At 66.0% G+C, this 19690-nt stretch carries 15 protein-coding genes and 2 tRNA genes; 1 reads left to right on the forward strand and 16 read right to left on the reverse strand.

The genetic code is table 11. The features are described from left to right. Positions 1 to 3 precede the first annotated feature (3 nt). Positions 4 to 957, forward strand: coding sequence for a hypothetical protein (locus ACFSCU_RS03300; RefSeq protein WP_377559889.1), 954 nt, complete (start codon positions 4 to 6; stop codon positions 955 to 957). 263 nt (positions 958 to 1220) lie between these two features. On the opposite strand, the gene ACFSCU_RS03305 is transcribed toward ACFSCU_RS03300, so the two are convergent. The 16 genes from ACFSCU_RS03305 to ACFSCU_RS03380 form a co-directional block, all read right to left on the reverse strand. After that, positions 1221 to 1296 (reverse strand) — tRNA-Phe (locus ACFSCU_RS03305). A 36-nt stretch (positions 1297 to 1332) separates the two neighbouring features. Then, positions 1333 to 2040 (reverse strand): response regulator, encoded by a 708-nt coding sequence (locus ACFSCU_RS03310; protein ID WP_333708038.1) that lies wholly within the window; start codon positions 2038 to 2040, stop codon positions 1333 to 1335. A gap of 26 nt (positions 2041 to 2066) precedes the next feature. Beyond that, entirely contained in the window at positions 2067 to 4379 is a 2313-nt protein-coding gene (locus ACFSCU_RS03315; RefSeq protein ID WP_377559891.1) for a sensor histidine kinase, read from the reverse strand. Beyond that, the gene (locus ACFSCU_RS03320) at positions 4376 to 5002 is read right to left on the reverse strand and encodes a DUF4390 domain-containing protein (RefSeq protein ID WP_377559893.1); all 627 of its coding nucleotides are present in this window, start codon (positions 5000 to 5002) and stop codon (positions 4376 to 4378) included. Before ACFSCU_RS03320 ends, ACFSCU_RS03315 begins: the two co-directional genes overlap by 4 nt. Then, positions 4962 to 6287 carry a 16S rRNA (cytosine(967)-C(5))-methyltransferase RsmB gene (gene rsmB / locus ACFSCU_RS03325; RefSeq protein ID WP_377559895.1) on the reverse strand — a complete coding sequence of 442 codons (1326 nt, stop codon included), beginning with the start codon at positions 6285 to 6287 and terminating at the stop codon, positions 4962 to 4964. The genes ACFSCU_RS03320 and rsmB overlap by 41 nt, the downstream gene beginning before the upstream one ends. A 4-nt stretch (positions 6288 to 6291) precedes the next feature. After that, entirely contained in the window at positions 6292 to 6876 is a 585-nt protein-coding gene (locus tag ACFSCU_RS03330; protein WP_180550104.1) for a LemA family protein, read from the reverse strand. Between the two features lie 163 nt (positions 6877 to 7039). Beyond that, positions 7040 to 11275: a DNA-directed RNA polymerase subunit beta' gene (gene rpoC / locus ACFSCU_RS03335; protein WP_180550105.1), complete on the reverse strand. Its 4236-nt coding sequence runs from the start codon at positions 11273 to 11275 to the stop codon at positions 7040 to 7042. 135 nt (positions 11276 to 11410) lie between these two features. Continuing rightward, positions 11411 to 15523, reverse strand: a complete 4113-nt coding sequence (gene rpoB, locus ACFSCU_RS03340) for a DNA-directed RNA polymerase subunit beta (RefSeq protein WP_377559897.1) — start codon at positions 15521 to 15523, stop codon at positions 11411 to 11413. 313 nt (positions 15524 to 15836) lie between these two features. Further along, complete coding sequence (gene rplL / locus ACFSCU_RS03345) at positions 15837 to 16217, reverse strand: 50S ribosomal protein L7/L12 (RefSeq protein WP_180550107.1); 381 nt, start codon at positions 16215 to 16217, stop codon at positions 15837 to 15839. Positions 16218 to 16265: 48 nt separating this feature from the next. Further along, a complete protein-coding gene (gene rplJ / locus ACFSCU_RS03350; RefSeq protein ID WP_377559900.1) occupies positions 16266 to 16772 on the reverse strand; it encodes a 50S ribosomal protein L10 in 507 nt (168 codons plus the stop codon). A 266-nt stretch (positions 16773 to 17038) separates the two neighbouring features. Then, positions 17039 to 17734, reverse strand: a complete 696-nt coding sequence (gene rplA, locus ACFSCU_RS03355; RefSeq protein ID WP_180550108.1) for a 50S ribosomal protein L1 — start codon at positions 17732 to 17734, stop codon at positions 17039 to 17041. Beyond that, the gene (rplK, locus tag ACFSCU_RS03360) at positions 17735 to 18166 is read right to left on the reverse strand and encodes a 50S ribosomal protein L11 (RefSeq protein ID WP_180550110.1); all 432 of its coding nucleotides are present in this window, start codon (positions 18164 to 18166) and stop codon (positions 17735 to 17737) included. A 123-nt stretch (positions 18167 to 18289) separates the two neighbouring features. Beyond that, positions 18290 to 18871, reverse strand: coding sequence for a transcription termination/antitermination protein NusG (nusG, locus tag ACFSCU_RS03365; RefSeq protein ID WP_377559904.1), 582 nt, complete (start codon positions 18869 to 18871; stop codon positions 18290 to 18292). Next, positions 18871 to 19254, reverse strand: a complete 384-nt coding sequence (gene secE / locus ACFSCU_RS03370; protein ID WP_377559906.1) for a preprotein translocase subunit SecE — start codon at positions 19252 to 19254, stop codon at positions 18871 to 18873. Before secE ends, nusG begins: the two co-directional genes overlap by 1 nt. A 113-nt stretch (positions 19255 to 19367) precedes the next feature. Further along, positions 19368 to 19443 (reverse strand) — tRNA-Trp (locus ACFSCU_RS03375). 9 nt (positions 19444 to 19452) lie between these two features. Next, positions 19453 to 19690, reverse strand: a 238-nt coding sequence (locus ACFSCU_RS03380) for an EF-Tu C-terminal domain-related protein (RefSeq protein ID WP_377559908.1), incomplete at its 5' end; no start/stop codon positions are given.

A 19690-nucleotide genomic window follows, 5' to 3' on the forward strand; every position in this document is an offset into this window, starting at 1 on the left:
TCGATGCCGGCGCACGATGCCTGGGCCTTGGTCTGCCGCCTGTTCGCGGGCGGCACGCCCGTGCTGCGAACCACGCTGCCGTCCCGCGAGCTGGCTGCGCTGTCGGTCCTCGGCAAGGCCGTCAAGCCGACGGTCGTCGATCAGTCGTTCATCCTCTGTCCTCATTGTCAGCAGCATCGGGCGCAGGTCTGGGGCGATGGTCGCGGGGGACGTATGTGCCGTTGCCCGGAGTGCGGGCCAGTCGCCGTCGAAGCGAACGATGGTGCGGCCGTGGCCTTGGACGAGGAATGGTTACGCCAGAAGCTGCGCCTCGCGCTCGACATCGAAAGCCGGGACGGCATCGATGATCTGGGCGACGGCGTGTGGCGGCTCGGCGATGCTCGACGCTCGCCCGTGCTGCTCGCCCGCGATCTGGCGCGGGTGCAGCAAGAACCCGCGCTGTTGGATCGAGTGCGAGTGGCGGGCGGCGACATCCGGGTGATTGCGCCGAGGCCACGCACGACGCGCGGATCGCCTTTCGGCGCGGGTGTGGAATGGCTGGCGCTGGAGGAACGCTTCACGTTCTACGGCGGCGGGATCGCGCTCGTCGGCACACCGTCACCGTCCGCGCAACCGATGGTCGCCGATCCGGCCATGCCGGTGAACGGGCCGTTCTCGGCGGACTTCAAGTGGGCGACACTGCCGGACGGCAACGGCACACCGATCCGGTTCACTGACGGTCAGGCCAAGGTGTTCGAGGCGCTGTGGTCGTTCAAGGGCGAGGCCACGACGGCGGAACGGATCATGCGGCGCGCAGGCTTGGACAGCGCGAAACCAAGCGATCTGTTCAAGATCAAGTCGAAGGACAAGGGCAAGCCGGAACCTGCGGCGCAGCACGCCGCCTACGTTGCCCTCGTGGTCACGCAGCAACGCGCAGGGTTGTACTCGATGCCCTGCGCGGCGGGCGCGTTGGCGTGATGGATTCCTGCTCCAAGTTCGCTGGACAACCGATGGCAATGGCACGCGCGCAAGTTGCGGGCACACAAGGCCGCGTGCGTGTGCCACGACGAAGAAGTTGGCGCAGGTTTCGAGAGAAGATAGGGCGGAACAGAGGCGAACCGATCGCGTCATGGCCCCTTGTCCGACGACTGGCGGCACACGCAGAATGGCCCGGAACCCCGCGTCGTCTGCGGACCCCGGAAATGGAAACGCCCAACCGAGAACGGTTGGGCGCTGAATAGTGGTGGCCTGGGGCGGAATCGAACCACCGACACGCGGATTTTCAATCCGCTGCTCTACCAACTGAGCTACCGGGCCGGAAGCCTTTTATTCTAGCACTGTTTGCGCCGCATCTCACGCCGTCGCTGTCGAGCCGCGGCGCCCGCGAGACAGATCGACACCGAGTTGCTTGAGCTTGCGGTACAGGTGGGTGCGCTCCAACCCGGTTTTTTCAGCCACCCGGGTCATCGATCCACCTTCCTTCGCCAGGTGGAATTCGAAGTACGCCTTTTCAAACGCATCGCGCGCATCACGCAGGGGCTTGTCCAGATCGAACGTCTGCTGGCCATGCGGGCTGAGGTCGACAACCGCGGGCAATGTCTGGCCGCCCATCATGGCAGCCTCCACCGTGAGTTCGGCGGCGGGTATCGCGGCCACGCTGATTTCGACTGCGGCGTCTGTGGTCTTGCGCGCGGGCAGGTCGCGTGACAGGGCCTGGTCGACGGCCTTGAGCAGTTTCTGCAGCGTGATCGGCTTTTCAAGGAACGACTGTGCGCCGATACGCGTGGCCTCGACCGCCGTGTCGATGGTGGCGTGGCCACTCATCATGATCACCGGCATGGTCAGCAGGCCCGTGCCACGCCATTCCTTCAGCAGGGTCACGCCATCGGTGTCGGGCATCCAGATGTCGAGCAGGACCAGATCGGGACGATTGGCCTGGCGCGCCGTGCGCGCCTGCGCAGCGTTCTCTGCCAGTTCGACGGTGTGCCCCTCGTCATTGAGGATCTCCGAAAGAAGATCCCGGATGCCGAGTTCGTCGTCAACCACCAGGATGTTGGCCATATGCAGTGTTTGTTCTCTGTGTCGTTCTAGGCGGAAGCATCGGCCTCGCGCGAAGCCGGCTCGAATGATAACGATACTTGCGCCCCGAGGATTCGGCCATCGCTGATGCGATTGGATACATCGAGGCGCGCGCCGTGTTCCTCGGCGATCTTCTTGACCACTGCCAGGCCCAGGCCCGTGCCCTTGGCCTTGGTGGTCACGTAGGGTTCGAAGGCGCGCTTGAGGATAGCATCTGAAAAACCGTGGCCACTGTCGATCACGCTCAGGCGAACGCGCTGCGTGGCCTCGAGCCATTGTGTACGTACCACGACCTGGGCATCGCTCTCCTCGGCCTCGCCGTCCGATGGTTCACCGGATGCATCGATCGCGTTCTGCACCAGGTTGTGAATCACCTGCCGCAATTGCTGCGCATCGCCCAGGATCGGCGGGCAGGACTCATCGCACTCGAAGCGCAGGGGCACCCGCCATTCCTGGCCTGAATCGGCCGCACCGCCGTAAAGCTGCAGCACCTGGCCGACCAGGGCATTCAGGTCCACCGGCTTGAGTTCGGCACTGGGCAGCCGGGCGTAGTCGCGGAATTCGTTGACCAGGCGCTTCATCGCGTCGACCTGATCGACGATGGTGCGCACGGCCTTGGTGAGCAGGGCATGTTCAGGTTCGGCCAGCTTGTCGGCCAGCTTGCGCTCCAGCCGCTCGGCAGACAGCTGGATGGGCGTGAGCGGGTTCTTGATCTCGTGCGCCAGGCGGCGCGCCACCTCGCCCCAGGCCTGCGCGCGCTGGGCCGAGACGATCTCGGAGATGTCGTCGAACACCAACAGACGCAGCCCGCCCGGCAGCGCCGCGCCGCGGGCGATCAGGGTGACGGCGTCGGCGGCCACACCACCACCGGCATGGCCGTACAGCTCGAACGACTTCTGCCAGTTCTCCAGCCCGTGCTCCAGTCGTTGGCCTTCGAAGTCGGCAAACTGGGCATCGACGTCAGCGCCGAAGTCCTCGAGGCCAGGCAGGCTGCCCAGCGGGCGGCCGGTGCTGGCCGCCAGGGGGGCACGCAGCACCCGCGTGGCACCGGGGTTGGCCGACTGGATGAAGCCCTGGCGGTCGAGCACGATGACGCCCGCCGTCAGGTTGTCGAGGATGGTCTGCAGGTGCGCGCGCGCGGCATCGACCTCACGCATGCTGGCGTCGACGGCGGCGCGGGCATCCGCCAGCTGTTGCGTCATGTCGGCGAACGAACGCGTCAGGCCGACCAGTTCGTCGCGACCTCGCAGGATGACCTTGGGCGTCAGGTCGCCGGCCGCCACCTGCCGCACGCCGTCCGCCAGCATCAGCAGCGGCGTGGCCAGTTGCTTGCCCAGCACCACCGCCAGCAGCACCGCCCCGAACACCGACAGGAACAGGCTGAGCGTGAGCGTGCCGATGTACATGCGGCGCAGGCCTTCGCGGCCCAGCGCCCGCTCCTGGTATTCGCGGTTGGCCTCCTGCACTGCCAGCGCATGGGTGACCAGCGCCGTGGGCAGCGGCTGCACGGCCTGCAGCAGGCGCTGCTCGCCCACCAGCCCTATCGAACGTCCGCTGACCAGCACCAGGGCGCGAATGCGTGCCGCAGGGGCGGCCTCGCCGGTCGTGACATCGTCCAGGCCTTCGATCTGCGTGGCCATGCCCTGCGCGCGCAGGTTGCGCAGCATCTGCGCGCTGGGGCGCTCCGGGGTCAGCTGAAACCGCGACTGCCCGGCGCTGGCGATCAGGCGCCCGGCCCCGCTCCACAGCGTCACGTCGCTGGCGCCCAGCTGCGTGCGCAGGTTCTCCAGCGGCAAGGCGGCCAGGGCTTCAGGCGTTTCTGCCACGGCGGCGGATGCGGCGCGCAACTGGTTGCCGAAATCCCGCGCCTGGGTGTCCAGCGAGGTGCGCGCCAGCGTCAGGCCGGATTCGAGCGCTCCCTCCACCTTGATGTCGAACCACGACTCGATGGAGCGCGACACGAACTGGTAGGACACGACGTAGATCAGCAGCCCCGGCAGCACGCCCACCAGGCCGAAGATGGCCGCCAGCTTGATCAGCAGCCGGCTTCCGAACTTGCCGCGGCGCAAGCGCATCACCAGGCGGTAGATGCCCCAGCCGATGACCAGCAGCAGCACGCCGGCCACTGCCACGTTGATGGCGAACAGGCGCGTGTAGTAGCGCTCGTACAGCAGGCGGTTGTTGGTGGCCTGGGCCAGCAGGAAGATCAGCAGCAGGCCGATGCCCACCAGCAGCGCGATGGCCACCGCCAGCGCCCAGCGCCCCAGCCGCTTGCGGCGCGAATCCTCGATACCCGGCACGACCAGCGGCGCCTCGGTCACCGGCCCAGCTCCTGCGTCAGGTCGATGCGCCGCTCGACCGACACCACCCAGTCCGGCTGCCCGACCGAGCCCAGTTGCAGCGTGCGCGGCAACTGGCTGCCATCGAGCCGGAAGCGGAAGCGCAGCATGTGGCGGCCACTGCCGCCCAGTTCACCCGGCTCGGCGATCTTCCAGCGGCCGATGCGCTGCACGGCGGCGATGACCTCCTCCAGCGAGTCGTAGTTCTGGGCCAGGCTGACGCCCAGGCCGGCGTTGACCAGCGGTTCGGACGAGGTGTTCAGGCGCCAGCGCCGCGTCAGCGGCTGGTAGGTCACGCGCATGTAGCGGTGTGCGGACGCCGCCTTCTGGTCGTACCAGTACCAGCGCTCGCGCATCACCTCGGCCTCGGCCACGAAATGCACCGCGATGCCCTTGTGCAAGGCGTCCTCGACCACGGGGGACAGCCGGAAATCGACACGCGCGGTCAGGAACAGGCCATCGTCGGCCCGTTCGACCCGCAGGGCCGCCAGCTCGGCGTTCTCGGCACGCGCCACGCCGACCAGGCCCAGGCAGCAGGTCAGCAGCCAAACCAGCAGCCGGCGGCTAGGCAGGGCGCTTGTGCAGCAGCGCGTAATAAAAGCCATCGTCACGGGCCCCATTGTCGCCAAGCGCGCCCGCCCCTTCGGGCGCCCCAGGCAATAAATGGCCTGGGGAGGGCAGCAATCGGGCATCGCTGTGGTGCGCAAGGAACGCCTCGACCCGGTCACGCCCCTCCTGCACGAACACCGAGCAGGTGCAGTACAGCAGACGCCCGCCGGGCTGCAGCAGCGGCCACAGCGCCTGCAGCAGGCGGTCCTGCTGCGCCGCCAGCTGGGCGATGTCGGACTCGCGGCGCAGCCAGCGCACATCGGGGTGGCGACTGACGATGCCCGAGGCGCTGCAGGGCGCGTCGAGCAGGATGGCGTCGTAGCGCTCGCCACGCCACCAGCCGGGCAAGTCGGCCGCATCGGCCACGCGCACATCGGCCTGCAGGCCCAGGCGCTGCAGGTTGTCGCGGATGCGGGCGCTGCGCACGGCGTCGATCTCCAGCGCCGTGACCCGTGCATCGGCGCAGAGTTCGAGCAGGTGCGCGGTCTTGCCGCCGGGGGCGGCGCAGGCGTCCAGCACGGCAGGCGCAGCGCCCTGCCAGCCGTCCAGCAGCAAGGGCGCCGCGCGCTGTGCCGCGGCGGATTGCACCGAGGCGTGGCCTTCGGCGAAACCCGGAATGGCCTGCACCGGCAGCGGCTTGTGCAGGCGCACCGCAGCGCCGCCCAGCACATCGGCCTGCAGGCCGTGGCGCGCCAGATCGGCGCTGAACGCCTCGACGCTGGTGCGCTGCAGATTCACGCGCAAGTCCATCGGCGCCGGCTGCTGCGCCGCCGCCAGAATCGCCTGCCAGTGGCCCGGGTGATCGCGCTTCAGGCGCTCGACCCACCAGCGCGGGTGGTTCCAGCGCGCCACCGGGTCCTGCAGGGCCGTGGCCATCAGCGCCGCGCGTTCGCGCAGAAAGCGGCGCAGGCAGGCGTTGATGAAGGCGGATTGCACACGCAGTGCCGGCTGCCGGCGCGCGGCTTCGACCGTCTGGTTGACCAGGGTGAACGGCTCGTACAGCGCATCGGGCTCGGGCTGCGCCAGCGCCAGCGCGGTGCACAGCAGCGCATCGACGGCCGGCGGCGGTGCGCGCCGGGCCAGCGCGCGGCGCAGCACCTCGGCCGTGCCCAGCCAGCGCAGGGCATGGAACGACAGCGCCTGCACGCCGGGGCGCAACGCCGGCTCCACCTGCTCGAGCTGGGCCGACAGCGAGCGCCCTTCACGCACGCCCTGCACGGCTTGCGCCACCAGCTGCAGCTGTCGCCACAGCGGCGGCGCGGATTCGGCCCGGGGGTTCATACGCTCAACGCCCCTCGGCCAGCCGCGTGACGGTGCCGGCGGGCCTGAAGCCGAACAGACGCGCCACCACGGCGGCGGGAAACTGCGCGATGGCCTGGTTGTAGGCCTGGGCCGCGTCGTTGAAGGCCGTGCGCAGCGGCAGCGACTGGTGCAGCAGCCGCATCCAGCGCGACTGCAGCCGTTCGGCCGAGGGCACGGCGTCGGGCGGCACGGCGTCGGCCAGCGCGCTGGCCCAGGCGGTGCGCAAGGCCTCGTGCGCCATCACCAGACTGGCCATGCCGGGCACGTCGATGGGTTGCGCCCGCGCCTGCGCCAGGGCGACGGCGAACTGCTCGCTGGCCGCGTGCAGCCGCGCCCAGGCCGCGGTGACCTCGTCCTGCAGCTCGCCCGGCGCCGTGACGGCGCCGCCGCGCATGGCCTCGGGCAGGCAGCCCTGCACCCAGACCAGCTGCCGCACCAGTTGCTCGTCGAGCACGGCGAACGCCTTGACCACCGCCGACCGCAGACGCACCAGGCGGTTGTAGGCGCCGATGGCCCAGAAGAACAGCAGCGCCAGCAGGGCCCAGAACCAGAGCGAGAAGCTGAACATGATGCCTCAAAAATAATAGCTGCTTGCGCCTGCTATGCCTTGATTTCATATACAAATCATTATGAAATCGTTATATGAAGGGCGCAAGCAGCTACCAAAATAAAAGCGCCCTGCCGCCTGCGGGTGCAAACGGCAGGGCGCTCCTGCGGCAGGGCCGGGCCGATCAATCCGCGGCGGCGTCCTCGCCGGTGGCGGTGACTTCGCCGGCCTCGCCTGCTTCCGTGGCCTCGGCCAGTTCGGCGGCTTCGGCTTCGGCGATGGCGCGGCGCTCGGCCTCGTCCATCTGGTCCTTCACCTTGCGCGCCTGGTGGTAGGCCAGGCCGGTGCCCGCCGGGATCAGGCGGCCGACGATGACGTTCTCCTTCAGGCCACGCAACTCGTCGCGCTTGCCCATGATGGCGGCTTCGGTCAGCACACGGGTCGTCTCCTGGAACGACGCGGCGCTGATGAAGCTGTCGGTGGACAGCGAGGCCTTGGTGATGCCCAGCAGCACGTTGGAGTAGGTGGCGGGAATCTTGCCCTCGGCCTGCAGCGCCTCGTTGGTGTTGAGGATCTCCGAGCGCTCGACCTGCTCGCCAGCGATGTAGGACGACTCGCCAGGGTTCTCGACCACGACGCGGCGCAGCATCTGGCGCACGATCACCTCGATGTGCTTGTCGTTGATCTTCACGCCTTGCAGGCGGTAGACGTCCTGCACCTCGTCGACGATGTAGCGCGCCAGCTCTTCCATGCCCAGCAGGCGCAGGATGTCCTGCGGGTCGGCCGGGCCGTCGACGATGTGCTCGCCCTTGTTCACCACCTGGCCTTCGTGCACCAGGATGTTCTTCTCCTTGGGGATCAGCTCTTCCCACACCTTGCCATCCGGGTCGGTGATCTGCAGGCGGATCTTGCCCTTGGTCTCCTTGCCGAACGACACGGTGCCGGTCTGCTCGGCCAGCGTGCCCTTGTCCTTGGGCGTGCGGGCCTCGAACAGCTCGGCCACGCGCGGCAGACCGCCCGTGATATCGCGCGTCTTCTGGCCTTCCACCGGAATGCGCGCCAGCACCTCGCCGGGGCCGACTTCCTGGCCGTCGCGCACCTGGATCAGCGCGCCCACCTGGAAGCCGATGGTCACCGAGTGGTCGGTGCCGGGAATCTTGACTTCCTTGCCTTCCAGGTCGATCAGCTTGACCTGCGGACGCACGATCTTGGCCGAGCCGCGGCGCTTCGGATCGATCACCACCAGCGTCGACAGGCCGGTGACCTCGTCCACCTGCTTGGCCACCGTCAGGCCCTCTTCGACGTTCTCGAACTTCACGGTACCCGCGTACTCGGTAATGATCGGGCGCGTCAGCGGGTCCCAGTTGGCCAGGATGGTGCCGGCCTTGATGGCCTGGTCGGCCTTCACCGTCAGCGTGGCGCCGTAGGGCACCTTGTGGCGCTCGCGCTCGCGGCCGTGTTCGTCGTGGATGGTGATCTCGCCGGAACGCGAAATCACCACCAGCTCGCCGCGGCTGTTGGTCACGTAGCGCATGGTCGGGTTGAAGCCGATCGAGCCGTTGGACTTGGCCTCGACACTGCTGGCCACCGCCGCGCGCGACGCCGCACCGCCGATGTGGAAGGTGCGCATGGTCAGCTGCGTGCCGGGTTCGCCGATCGACTGCGCGGCGATCACGCCCACGGCCTCGCCCATGTTCACCAGGCCGCCGCGGCCCAGATCGCGGCCGTAGCACTTGGCGCAGATGCCGAAGCGCGTGGCGCAGGTCAGCGCGGTGCGCACGCGCACCTCGTCGATGCCAGCGTTCTCCAGCTCGTCGATGGCGTCCTCGTCCAGCATCTGGCCGGCCTGCACCACCACTTCCTGGTTCTCGGGGTTGACCAGGTCCTCGGCCGCGGTGCGGCCCAGGATGCGCTCGCGCAGCGATTCGATGATCTCGCCACCCTCGACAATGGCGCGCATCACCGAGCCGTCGCTGGTGCCGCAATCGTCCTCGGTCACCACCAGGTCCTGCGTCACGTCGACCAGGCGGCGCGTCAGGTAGCCCGAGTTGGCGGTCTTCAGCGCCGTGTCGGCCAGGCCCTTGCGTGCGCCGTGCGTCGAGATGAAGTACTGCAGCACGTTCAGGCCTTCACGGAAGTTGGCCGTGATGGGCGTCTCGATGATCGAGCCGTCGGGCTTGGCCATCAGGCCGCGCATGCCGGCCAGCTGGCGAATCTGCGCCGCGGAACCGCGCGCGCCCGAGTCGGCCATCATGTAGATGGAGTTGAACGACTCCTGCTCGACTTCCTTGCCGTGGCGGTCGGTGGTCTTCTGCTTGGCCAGCTGGGCCATCATGACCTTCGACACCTCGTCGCCGGCCTTGCCCCAGATGTCCACCACCTTGTTGTAGCGCTCGCCGGCGGTGACCAGGCCCGAGACGTACTGCTGCTCGATCTCCTTCACTTCCTTCTCGGCGCGCTCGATGATGTGCGTCTTCTCCTGCGGCACCAGCATGTCCTCGATGGCGATCGAGATGCCGGCGCGCGTGGCCAGGCGGAAGCCGTTCTGCAGCAGCTTGTCGGCAAACACCACGGTTTCCTTCAGGCCGCACTTGCGGAAGGATGCGTTGATCAGGCGCGAGATTTCCTTCTTCTTCAGCGCCTTGTTCATCAGCGAGAACGGCAGGCCCTTGGGCAGGATTTCGCTCAGCAGCGCGCGGCCCACGGTCGTCTCGACCAGGCTGGTGGAGGGCACCAGTTCGCCGCTGGTCTTGTCCTTGGACCACTCGGTCATGCGCACGCTGATCTTGGCGGTGAGTTCGGCCACGCCCGCGTCCAGCGCGCGCTGCACCTCGCCCACGTCGGAGAACACCAGGCCCTCGCCCTTGCCGTTGATGCGGTCGCGCGTGGTGTAGTACAGACCCAGCACCACGTCCTGAGAAGGCACGATGGAGGGCTCGCCCGAGGCCGGGAACAGCACGTTGTTGGAGGCCAGCATCAGCGTGCGGGCTTCCATCTGCGCCTCGACCGACAGCGGCACGTGCACGGCCATCTGGTCGCCGTCGAAGTCGGCGTTGAAGGCCGCGCACACCAGCGGGTGCAGCTGGATCGCCTTGCCCTCGATCAGGATCGGCTCGAACGCCTGGATGCCCAGGCGGTGCAGCGTGGGCGCACGGTTCAGCAGCACCGGGTGCTCGGTGATGACTTCTTCCAGGATGTCCCACACCACCGGCGTGCCGGCTTCCACCTCCTTCTTGGCCGCCTTGATGGTGGTGGCGATGCCCATGGCCTCGAGGCGGGCGAAGATGAAGGGCTTGAACAGCTCCAGCGCCATCAGCTTGGGCAGGCCGCACTGGTGCAGCTTGAGCGTGGGGCCCACGGTGATGACCGAACGGCCCGAGTAGTCGACGCGCTTGCCCAGCAGGTTCTGGCGGAAGCGGCCGCTCTTGCCCTTGATCATGTCGGCCAGCGACTTCAGCGCGCGCTTGTTGGCGCCCGTCATGGCCTTGCCGCGGCGGCCGTTGTCCAGCAGGCTGTCCACGGCTTCCTGCAGCATGCGCTTTTCGTTGCGCGCGATGATCTCGGGCGCCTTCAGCTCCAGCAGGCGGCGCAGGCGGCTGTTGCGGTTGATGACGCGGCGGTACAGGTCGTTCAGGTCGCTCGTGGCGAAGCGGCCGCCGTCCAGCGGCACCAGCGGGCGCAGGTCGGGCGGCAGCACGGGCAGCACGTCCAGCACCATCCACTCGGGCTTGATGCCGGACTTCTTGAACGCCTCCAGCACCTTCAGGCGCTTGGCGTTCTTCTTGATCTTGACTTCGGAGCCCGTGAGGTCGCCGCGCAGCTTCTCGATCTCGATGTCGAGGTCGATGCCTTCCAGCAGCTCCTTGATGCCCTCGGCGCCCATGCGCGCGACGAACTCGTCGCCGTATTCCTTGCGCTTGGCGTCGTAGTCGTCCTCGCTCATGATGCTGAACTTCTTCAGCGGCGTCATGCCGGGGTCGGTGACGACGTAGGCCTCGAAGTACAGCACGCGCTCGATGTCGCGCAGCGTCATGTCGAGCACCATGCCCAGACGCGACGGCAGCGACTTCAGGAACCAGATGTGGGCGCAGGGCGCGGCCAGGTCGATGTGGCCCATGCGCTCGCGGCGCACCTTGGTCTGGGTGACTTCGACGCCGCACTTCTCGCAGATCACGCCGCGGTGCTTCAGGCGCTTGTACTTGCCGCACAGGCACTCGTAGTCCTTGATCGGGCCGAAGATCTTGGCGCAGAACAGGCCGTCGCGCTCGGGCTTGAAGGTGCGGTAGTTGATGGTTTCCGGCTTCTTGACTTCACCGAAGGACCACGAACGGATCTTCTCGGGCGAGGCGAGGCCGATGCGGATGGCGTCGAAGTGCTCATCCGGCGTGAATTGCTTGAACAGGTCGAGTAGCGATTTCATGTGACTCTTGCCCTTTTCATCTCAAAATTTGATAGCTGTTTGCGCTTTATATACAAGGATTTCAGATAGAAAACCATCTGAAATCCTTTACAGACGGGCGCAAACAGCTCACTTTTTCATTGCAGCCGTGGCGCCTCAGGAACGCTCGAGCTCGATGTCGAGGCCCAGCGAGCGGATTTCCTTGACCAGCACGTTGAACGACTCGGGCATGCCGGCGTCGATCGAGTGTTCGCCCTTGACGATGCTCTCGTACACCTTGGTGCGGCCCTGCACGTCGTCGGACTTCACGGTCAGCATCTCCTGCAGCGTGTACGAGGCGCCATAGGCCTCCAGCGCCCACACTTCCATCTCGCCGAAACGCTGGCCGCCGAACTGCGCCTTGCCGCCCAGCGGCTGCTGCGTGACCAGCGAGTACGGGCCGGTGGAACGCGCGTGCATCTTGTCGTCGACCAGGTGGTGCAGCTTAAGGAAGTGCATGTAGCCGATGGTCGTCGGGCGCTCGAAGGCGTCGCCGGTGCGGCCGTCGTACAGGTAGGCCTGCGTGCGCGTGGCCGTGAGGCCCTTGGCCTGGGCCACCTCTTCAGGGTAGGCCAGCCTGAGCATGTCGAGGATTTCCTGCTCGTCGGCACCGTCGAACACCGGCGTGGCGAACGGCATGCCGCCGGTCAGGTTGCCCGCCATTTCCAGCAGCTGCTCGTCGCTCAGCTTCGACAGCTCTTCGGTGCGGCCTGTGCTGTTGTAGAGCTCCTCCAGGTACTTGCGCACCTTGGCCACGCGCTGCTCGCCCTGCAGCATCTCGTTGATGCGCTGGCCGATGCCCTTGCCGGCCCAGCCCAGGTGCACCTCGAGCACCTGGCCCACGTTCATGCGCGAGGGCACGCCCAGCGGGTTGAGCACGATGTCGGCGGGCGTGCCGTCGGCCATGTAGGGCATGTCCTCGACCGGAACGATCTTGGACACCACGCCCTTGTTGCCGTGGCGGCCGGCCATCTTGTCGCCGGGCTGCAAGCGGCGCTTGACGGCCAGGTACACCTTGACCATCTTCAGCACGCCGGCGGGCAGCTCGTCGCCTTGCGTGAGCTTCTTGCGCTTTTCCTCGAAGGCCAGATCGAAGCTGTGGCGCTGCTGCTCGATGGAGGCCTTGATGCTCTCCAGCTGGGCGGCGACGTCGTCCTCGGCCGGGCGGATGTCGAACCAGTGGTACTTGTCGACCGAGGCCATGTAGGCCTTGTCGATCTTGGTGCCCTTGGCGATGCGGTTGGGGCCGCCGTTGGCGGCCTTGCCCACCAGCAGCTTCTCGATGCGGTCGAAGGCGTCGGCCTCGACGATGCGCAGCTGGTCGTTCAGGTCCAGGCGGTAGCGCTTCAGCTCGTCGTCGATGATCTGCTGCGCGCGCTTGTCGCGCTGGATGCCTTCGCGGGTGAACACCTGCACGTCGATCACCGTGCCCTGGGAGCCCTGGTCGACGCGCAGCGAGGTGTCCTTCACGTCGCTGGCCTTTTCGCCGAAGATGGCGCGCAGCAGCTTCTCCTCGGGCGTCAGCGTGGTCTCGCCCTTGGGCGTGACCTTGCCCACCAGCGTGTCGCCGGGCATCACCTCGGCACCCACGTAGATGATGCCGGACTCGTCCAGGCGGTTCAGCTGCTGCTCGCTCAGGTTCGGGATGTCGCGCGTGATCTCCTCGGCGCCCAGCTTGGTGTCGCGCGCCATCACCACCAGTTCCTCGATGTGGATGCTGGTGTAGCGGTCGTCGGCCACCACGCGTTCGCTGATCAGGATCGAGTCCTCGAAGTTGTAGCCGTTCCAGGGCATGAAGGCGATCAGCATGTTCTGGCCGATGGCGATCTCACCCAGGTCGGTCGAGGCGCCGTCGGCGATCACGTCGCCCTTGGCCAGCTTGTCGCCCTTCTTGACGATGGGGCGCTGGTGGATGTTGGTGTTCTGGTTGGAACGCTGGTACTTGATGAGGTTGTAGATGTCCACGCCCACTTCACCGGCCACGGCCTCGTCGTCGTTGACGCGGATCACGATGCGGGTGGCGTCGACGTAGTCGACCACGCCGCCACGGCGCGCCGTGACCACGGTGCCCGAGTCGATGGCGGCCACGCGCTCGATGCCGGTGCCGACCAGCGGCTTCTCGGGCCGCAGCACGGGCACGGCCTGGCGCGACATGTTGGCGCCCATCAGTGCGCGGTTGGCGTCGTCGTGCTCCAGGAAGGGCACCAGCGATGCCGCCACCGACACGATCTGCGCCGGCGACACGTCCATGTACTGGATGCGCTCGGCACCGACCAGGATGGATTCGCCGGCTTCACGCGCGGAGACCAGCTCACCCGTCAGGCGGCCTTCCTTGTCGAGCACGGCGTTGGCCTGCGCGATGACGTACTTGCCTTCCTCGATGGCCGACAGGTAGTCGATCTGGTCGGTCACCTTGCCATCCACCACGCGGCGGTACGGCGTCTCGATGAAGCCGTATTCGTTCAGGCGCGCGTACAGCGCCAGCGAGTTGATCAGGCCGATGTTCGGGCCTTCCGGCGTCTCGATCGGGCAGACGCGTCCGTAGTGCGTCACGTGCACGTCGCGCACCTCGAAGCCGGCACGCTCGCGCGTCAGGCCGCCCGGGCCCAGGGCCGAAACGCGGCGCTTGTGCGTAATCTCGGCCAGCGGGTTGGTCTGGTCCATGAACTGCGACAGCTGCGACGCGCCGAAGAACTCCTTGAGCGCCGCGGAAATCGGCTTGGAGTTGATCAGGTCGTGCGGCATCAGCGGGTCCTGCTCGGCCTGGCCCAAGCGCTCCTTCACGGCCTTCTCGATGCGCGCCAGGCCGGTGCGGTACTGGTTCTCGGCCAGTTCGCCCACACAGCGCACGCGGCGGTTGCCCAAATGGTCGATGTCGTCCACCTCGCCACGGCCGTTGCGCAGCTCGACCAGGATCTTGACCACGGCGAGGATGTCCTCGTTGGTCAGCACCATCGGGCCGGTGGATTCATCGCGACCCACCTTGGCGTTGAACTTCATGCGGCCGACGCGCGACAGGTCGTAGGTGTCGGGGTTGTAGAACAGGCGCTGGAAGAGGGCCTGCACGGCGTCCTCGGTCGGCGGCTCGCCGGGGCGCATCATGCGGTAGATGGCCACGCGGGCGGCGAACTCGTCGGCGGTCTCGTCGGCGCGCAGCGTCTGCGAGATGTAGGCGCCCTGGTCGAGCTCGTTGGTGTAGATGGCCTGCAGCTCCTGCACGCCGGCCTCGCGCAGCTTCTTCAGCAGCGCGTCGGTCAGCTCGTCGTTGGCCTTGGCGATGATCTCGCCGGTGTCGGGATCGACCACGTTCTTGGCCACCACGCGGCCGACGAGGAAGTCCTCGGGCACGCTGATATGGGTGGTGCCCGACTGCTCCATCTCGCGCGTGTGACGCGCGGTGATGCGCTTGTCCTTGGCCACCACCACCTTGCCAGACTTGTCGGTGATGTCGAAACGCGCCACCTCGCCCTTCAGGCGATCGGCCACGAACTCCATCTGCGCGCCGCTGTCCATCAGGCGGAAGTTGTCGTTGACGAAGAAGTTCGCCAGGATCTGCTCGGGGTTCAGGCCGATGGCCTTGAGCAGGATGGTGACCGGCATCTTGCGGCGACGGTCGACGCGGAAGAACAGGATGTCCTTCGGGTCGAATTCGAAGTCCAGCCACGAGCCGCGGTAGGGAATGATGCGCGCCGAGAACAGCAGCTTGCCCGAGCTGTGGGTCTTGCCCTTGTCGTGCTCGAAGAACACGCCGGGCGAGCGGTGCAGCTGCGACACGATCACGCGCTCGGTGCCGTTGACGATGAACGAGCCCTTGTCGGTCATCAGGGGCACCTCGCCCATGTAGACCTCCTGCTCCTTCACTTCCTTGACCACCTTGGATTGCGGCGTGGAGGATTCGCGGTCGTAGATGATGAGCTGCACGCGCGCGCGCACGGCCGACGAGAAGGTCAGGCCGCGCGTCTGGCATTCGCGCACGTCGAACGCGGGCTTGGCCAGGTTGTACTCGACGAACTTCATCTCGACGAAGCCGTTGTGCGAGACGATGGGGAAGGCCGATTCGAACGCGGCCTGAAGGCCTTCATGCGTGCGTTTCTTGGGTGGCGTGTCAGCCTGCAGGAAGGCCGTGTAGGCATCTTTCTGCATCTGCAGCAGATAAGGCACCTGAAGCACGCTCTCGCGGGTGCCAAAGCTCTTGCGGATGCGCTTGCGTTCGGTAAAGGTATAGGCCATGAAATCTCCGGGCGTTGACTGAGGAAGTCCTGGACATCTGGCGACTAAGACATCAGGGCGCGGCGCGGCCTGATCAATGCTTGGTGACTGGCCACTACCAGCCGATGGCGGACGACCGCGCATTGCACGCGGCCCGAACCAAGTGGTCTTCTGCAGTCGGGATCAGAAGACACTTGAAAACCCCACTTTGGCGCGGGATTTTCAGGTGCGCTCTGAAAGCGCAAAAGGCTGGTTGACCAACCAGCCTGCAAATCGGTGGAACCTGCCGCGCGGAGCGAGGGAAAACGCGCCGCGCGGAGTGCTCCAGGCCGATTTACTTGAGCTCGGCCTTGGCGCCAGCTTCCACCAGCTTCTTCTGAGCGGCTTCGGCGTCGGCCTTGGGCATGGCTTCCTTGACGGTCTTCGGTGCGCCGTCCACCAGGTCCTTGGCTTCCTTCAGGCCCAGGCCGGTGATCTCGCGCACGGCCTTGATGACGCCCACCTTCTGGGCGCCGGCGTCCGTCAGCACCAGGTCGAATTCGGTCTTCTCTTCGGCTGCGGCCGCTGCGCCACCGCCGGCACCACCGGCTGCCGGGGCAGCCATGGCTGCGGCGCTCACGCCGAACTTCTCTTCGATGGCTTTCACCAGGTCGTTGAGCTCCATGACCGTCATGCTGTCCAGCGCGGTCAGAAATGCGTCTTTATCAAATGCCATGATCAATTCCTAGAAAACAGTATGGGTTACCAATCAGCCGCGCCCTGTTCAGGCAGCGGCCGCTTCGCCTTCGCCCTTCTTGGCCGCCAGCGCGCCCAGCACCACGGCGGTGCGGGAAACGGGCGACATGAGCAAGCCGCACAGCTGCGCCAGCAGCACTTCCTTGGAGGGAATGCTGGCCAGCTGCTTCACGCCGTTCGCATCCAGGGCCTTGCCACCGTAGACGCCACCGCGGATGACCAGCTTGTCGTTGGTCTTCGCGAAATCGGCCACCACCTTGGCAGCGGCCACTGCGTCTTCGGAGAAGCCGTAGATCAGCGGACCGGTCATCTGGTCAGCTGCCACTTCAAACCCGCTGCCGGCGACAGCACGACGGGCCAGGGTGTTCTTCAACACACTCAGGGCCACGCCGTTGCTGCGCGCTTCGCTGCGCAGTTTGGTCATGTCAGCCACCGTGACGCCGCGGTACTCCGCCATCACGAGCGTTTGAGCTTTAGCGGCGAGGCCGGTCACTTCTTTGATGACCGCTTCTTTCTCACTGCGATTCAGACTCAAGGTCTACTCCTTCAAAATGCGCCGTTCGACTGAAGGCCGTATGGCCGTTCGCCTGGCGGCGCGCCTTCTTGCAGCGACCTACTGCTTTCAAGGAAAAATCCTTTGCAGCGGGTACGCCATCTGCGCTGGTAGCTCCGAAAATCAGAGCACATTAAACAGGGTTTGCACCCTGCACCAGCGGTCTTGGATGACCCGGATCGGCTTGCAGCCAGTCCGGCCCACCACGTCGGAAGCTGACCTTTCGGACAGCCTCCGAATTCTTTGCCTCAAGCGTTGATGCTCTGCGTGTCGACGCGAACGCCCACACCCATCGTGCTCGACACCGCCACCTTGCGCAGGTACACACCCTTGCTGGTGGCGGGCTTGGCCTTGTTCAGGGCCTCGATCAATGCGGCCAGGTTGCCCTGCAGCTTCTCGGTGTCGAACGAACGACGGCCGATGGTGCCGTGGATGATGCCGGCCTTGTCGACGCGGAACTGCACCTGACCGGCCTTGGCATTCTTCACCGCCGTGGCGACGTCGGGCGTCACGGTGCCGACCTTGGGGTTCGGCATCAGGCCGCGCGGCCCGAGGATCTGGCCCAGCGTACCGACCACGCGCATGGCGTCGGGGGCTGCGATCACCACGTCGAAGGGCATGTTGCCAGCCTTCACCTGCTCGGCCAGGTCGTCCATGCCGACCACGTCGGCACCGGCGGCCTTGGCTTCCTCGGCCTTCGGCCCTTGAGCGAACACGGCCACGCGCTTGGTCTTGCCGGTGCCGTTGGGCATCACGACAGCGCCACGCACGACCTGGTCGGATTTCTTGGCGTCGACGCCCAGTTGCACGGCCACGTCGATGGATTCATCGAACTTGGCAGTGGCATGCTCCTTCACCAGCGCCAGCGCATCGGCCAGCGGGTACAGCTTGGTCGAGTCGACCTTGCCTTCCTGGGCTTTCTGTTTCTTGGTCAGCTTGGCCATTTACACGCCCTCCACGGTGACGCCCATCGAACGGGCCGAGCCGGCGATCGTGCGCACGGCGGCGTCCAGATCGGCGGCGGTCATGTCCTTCATCTTGGTCTTGGCAATTTCCTCGAGCTGGGCCCGGGTGATCTTGCCGACCTTGTCGGTGTTCGGCTTGGCCGAACCCTTGTCGAGCTTGATGGCCTTCTTGATCAGCACGTTCGCCGGCGGCGTCTTGATGATGAAGGTGAAGCTCTTGTCCGCGAAGGCGGTGATCACCACCGGCAGCGGCAGACCGGGCTCGACGCCCTGGGTCTGGGCGTTGAACGCCTTGCAGAACTCCATGATGTTCAGACCGCGCTGGCCCAGGGCAGGGCCAATGGGCGGCGACGGGTTGGCTTTACCAGCCGGCACTTGCAGCTTGATGAAGCCGACGATCTTCTTCGCCATGCTTTACTCCTTGCGGGTACATGCGCCTGGGTTTCAATCCCAAGCTCCCCGGGGGTTGTCGACTCTGGGTCAAAAAGGCCGCCAGCGCAGAGTCGGAGAGCGCCAACAGCTATAAAAACAATATCAGGCCTTCTCGATCTGGGCGAATTCCAGCTCGACCGGCGTGGCACGACCAAAGATCGTGACCGACACGCGCACCTTGCTCTTCTCGTAGTTGACTTCCTCGACGGTGCCGTTGAAGTCGGTGAACGGGCCTTCCTTGACGCGGACGTATTCGCCCACCTCGAACTCGACCTTGTGGCGCGGCTTCTCGGTGCCTTCCTGCATCTGGTTGACGATCTTCATGACCTCGTCTTCCGAGATGGGGGCCGGGCGGTTCTTGGCGCCACCGACGAAGCCGGTCACCTTGTTGGTGTGCTTCACCAGGTGCCAGGTGTCGTCGTCCATCACCATCTCGACCAGCACATAGCCGGGGAAGAACTTGCGCTCGGTGGTGCGCTTGACGCCGCTCTTGATCTCGACCACCTCTTCCGTCGGCACCATGATGCGGCCGAACTTGGACTGCATGCCGGCGCGGTTGATGCGCTCGACGATATTGCGCTCCACCGCCTTCTCCATGCCCGAATAGGCATGGACGACGTACCACTTCAGGTCGGGGTTGCGCGCCTCGCCCGCCGCCATCTCATTTGCCGCGATGTCGCTCATCAACCCCTCCAACCCAGAACCAGGTCGTACAGCACCCACTCGAGCGTCTTGTCGGTGAGCCACAGGAACAACGCCATCACGACCGCAAAGGCGAACACGAAAGCGGTGGTCTGCAGCGTTTCCTTGCGCGACGGCCAGACGACCTTCTTGACCTCGCGCCAGGCATCACGACCAAAGGCGACCAGGCGCTTGCCGTACTCGGAGGTGAAGAAAACCACCGCGGCCAGCACGAGACCGGCAATCAAACCACCCCACTGGACCAGCGGACCCTGGGCACCCAGCAGATAGAACGCCACCAGCGCCCCGATGACCAGCAGACCGACGATCGCCAGTCGCGCCTTGTCGGCACCGGAGCTCACGGTTTCAACTTGAGTGCTTGCCATGCTTGGGCAGTATTTCCAGAGATGGCGTGCAAAGACAGAACTTCAAACACGCATCGATTCAACACACAAGCCCGCCAAGGGTTTGGCGGGCTTCAAAGGCCACTGCAGAGCAGTGGCAGGGGCAGAGGGAATCGAACCCCCAACCTTCGGTTTTGGAGACCGACGCTCTGCCAGTTGAGCTATACCCCTAGACCTCGATTACTCGATGATCTTGGCCACCACGCCCGCGCCCACGGTGCGGCCGCCTTCACGAATGGCAAAGCGCAGGCCTTCTTCCATGGCGATCGGAGCGATCAGCTTGACGGTGATGCTCACGTTGTCGCCAGGCATGACCATTTCCTTGCCTTCGGGCAGTTCGATGGAGCCGGTCACGTCGGTGGTGCGGAAGTAGAACTGCGGACGGTAGTTGTTGAAGAACGGGGTGTGGCGGCCACCT

The organism is Ottowia beijingensis, from assembly GCF_042680925.1.
GTDB classification, from domain to species: domain Bacteria; phylum Pseudomonadota; class Gammaproteobacteria; order Burkholderiales; family Burkholderiaceae_C; genus Ottowia; species Ottowia beijingensis.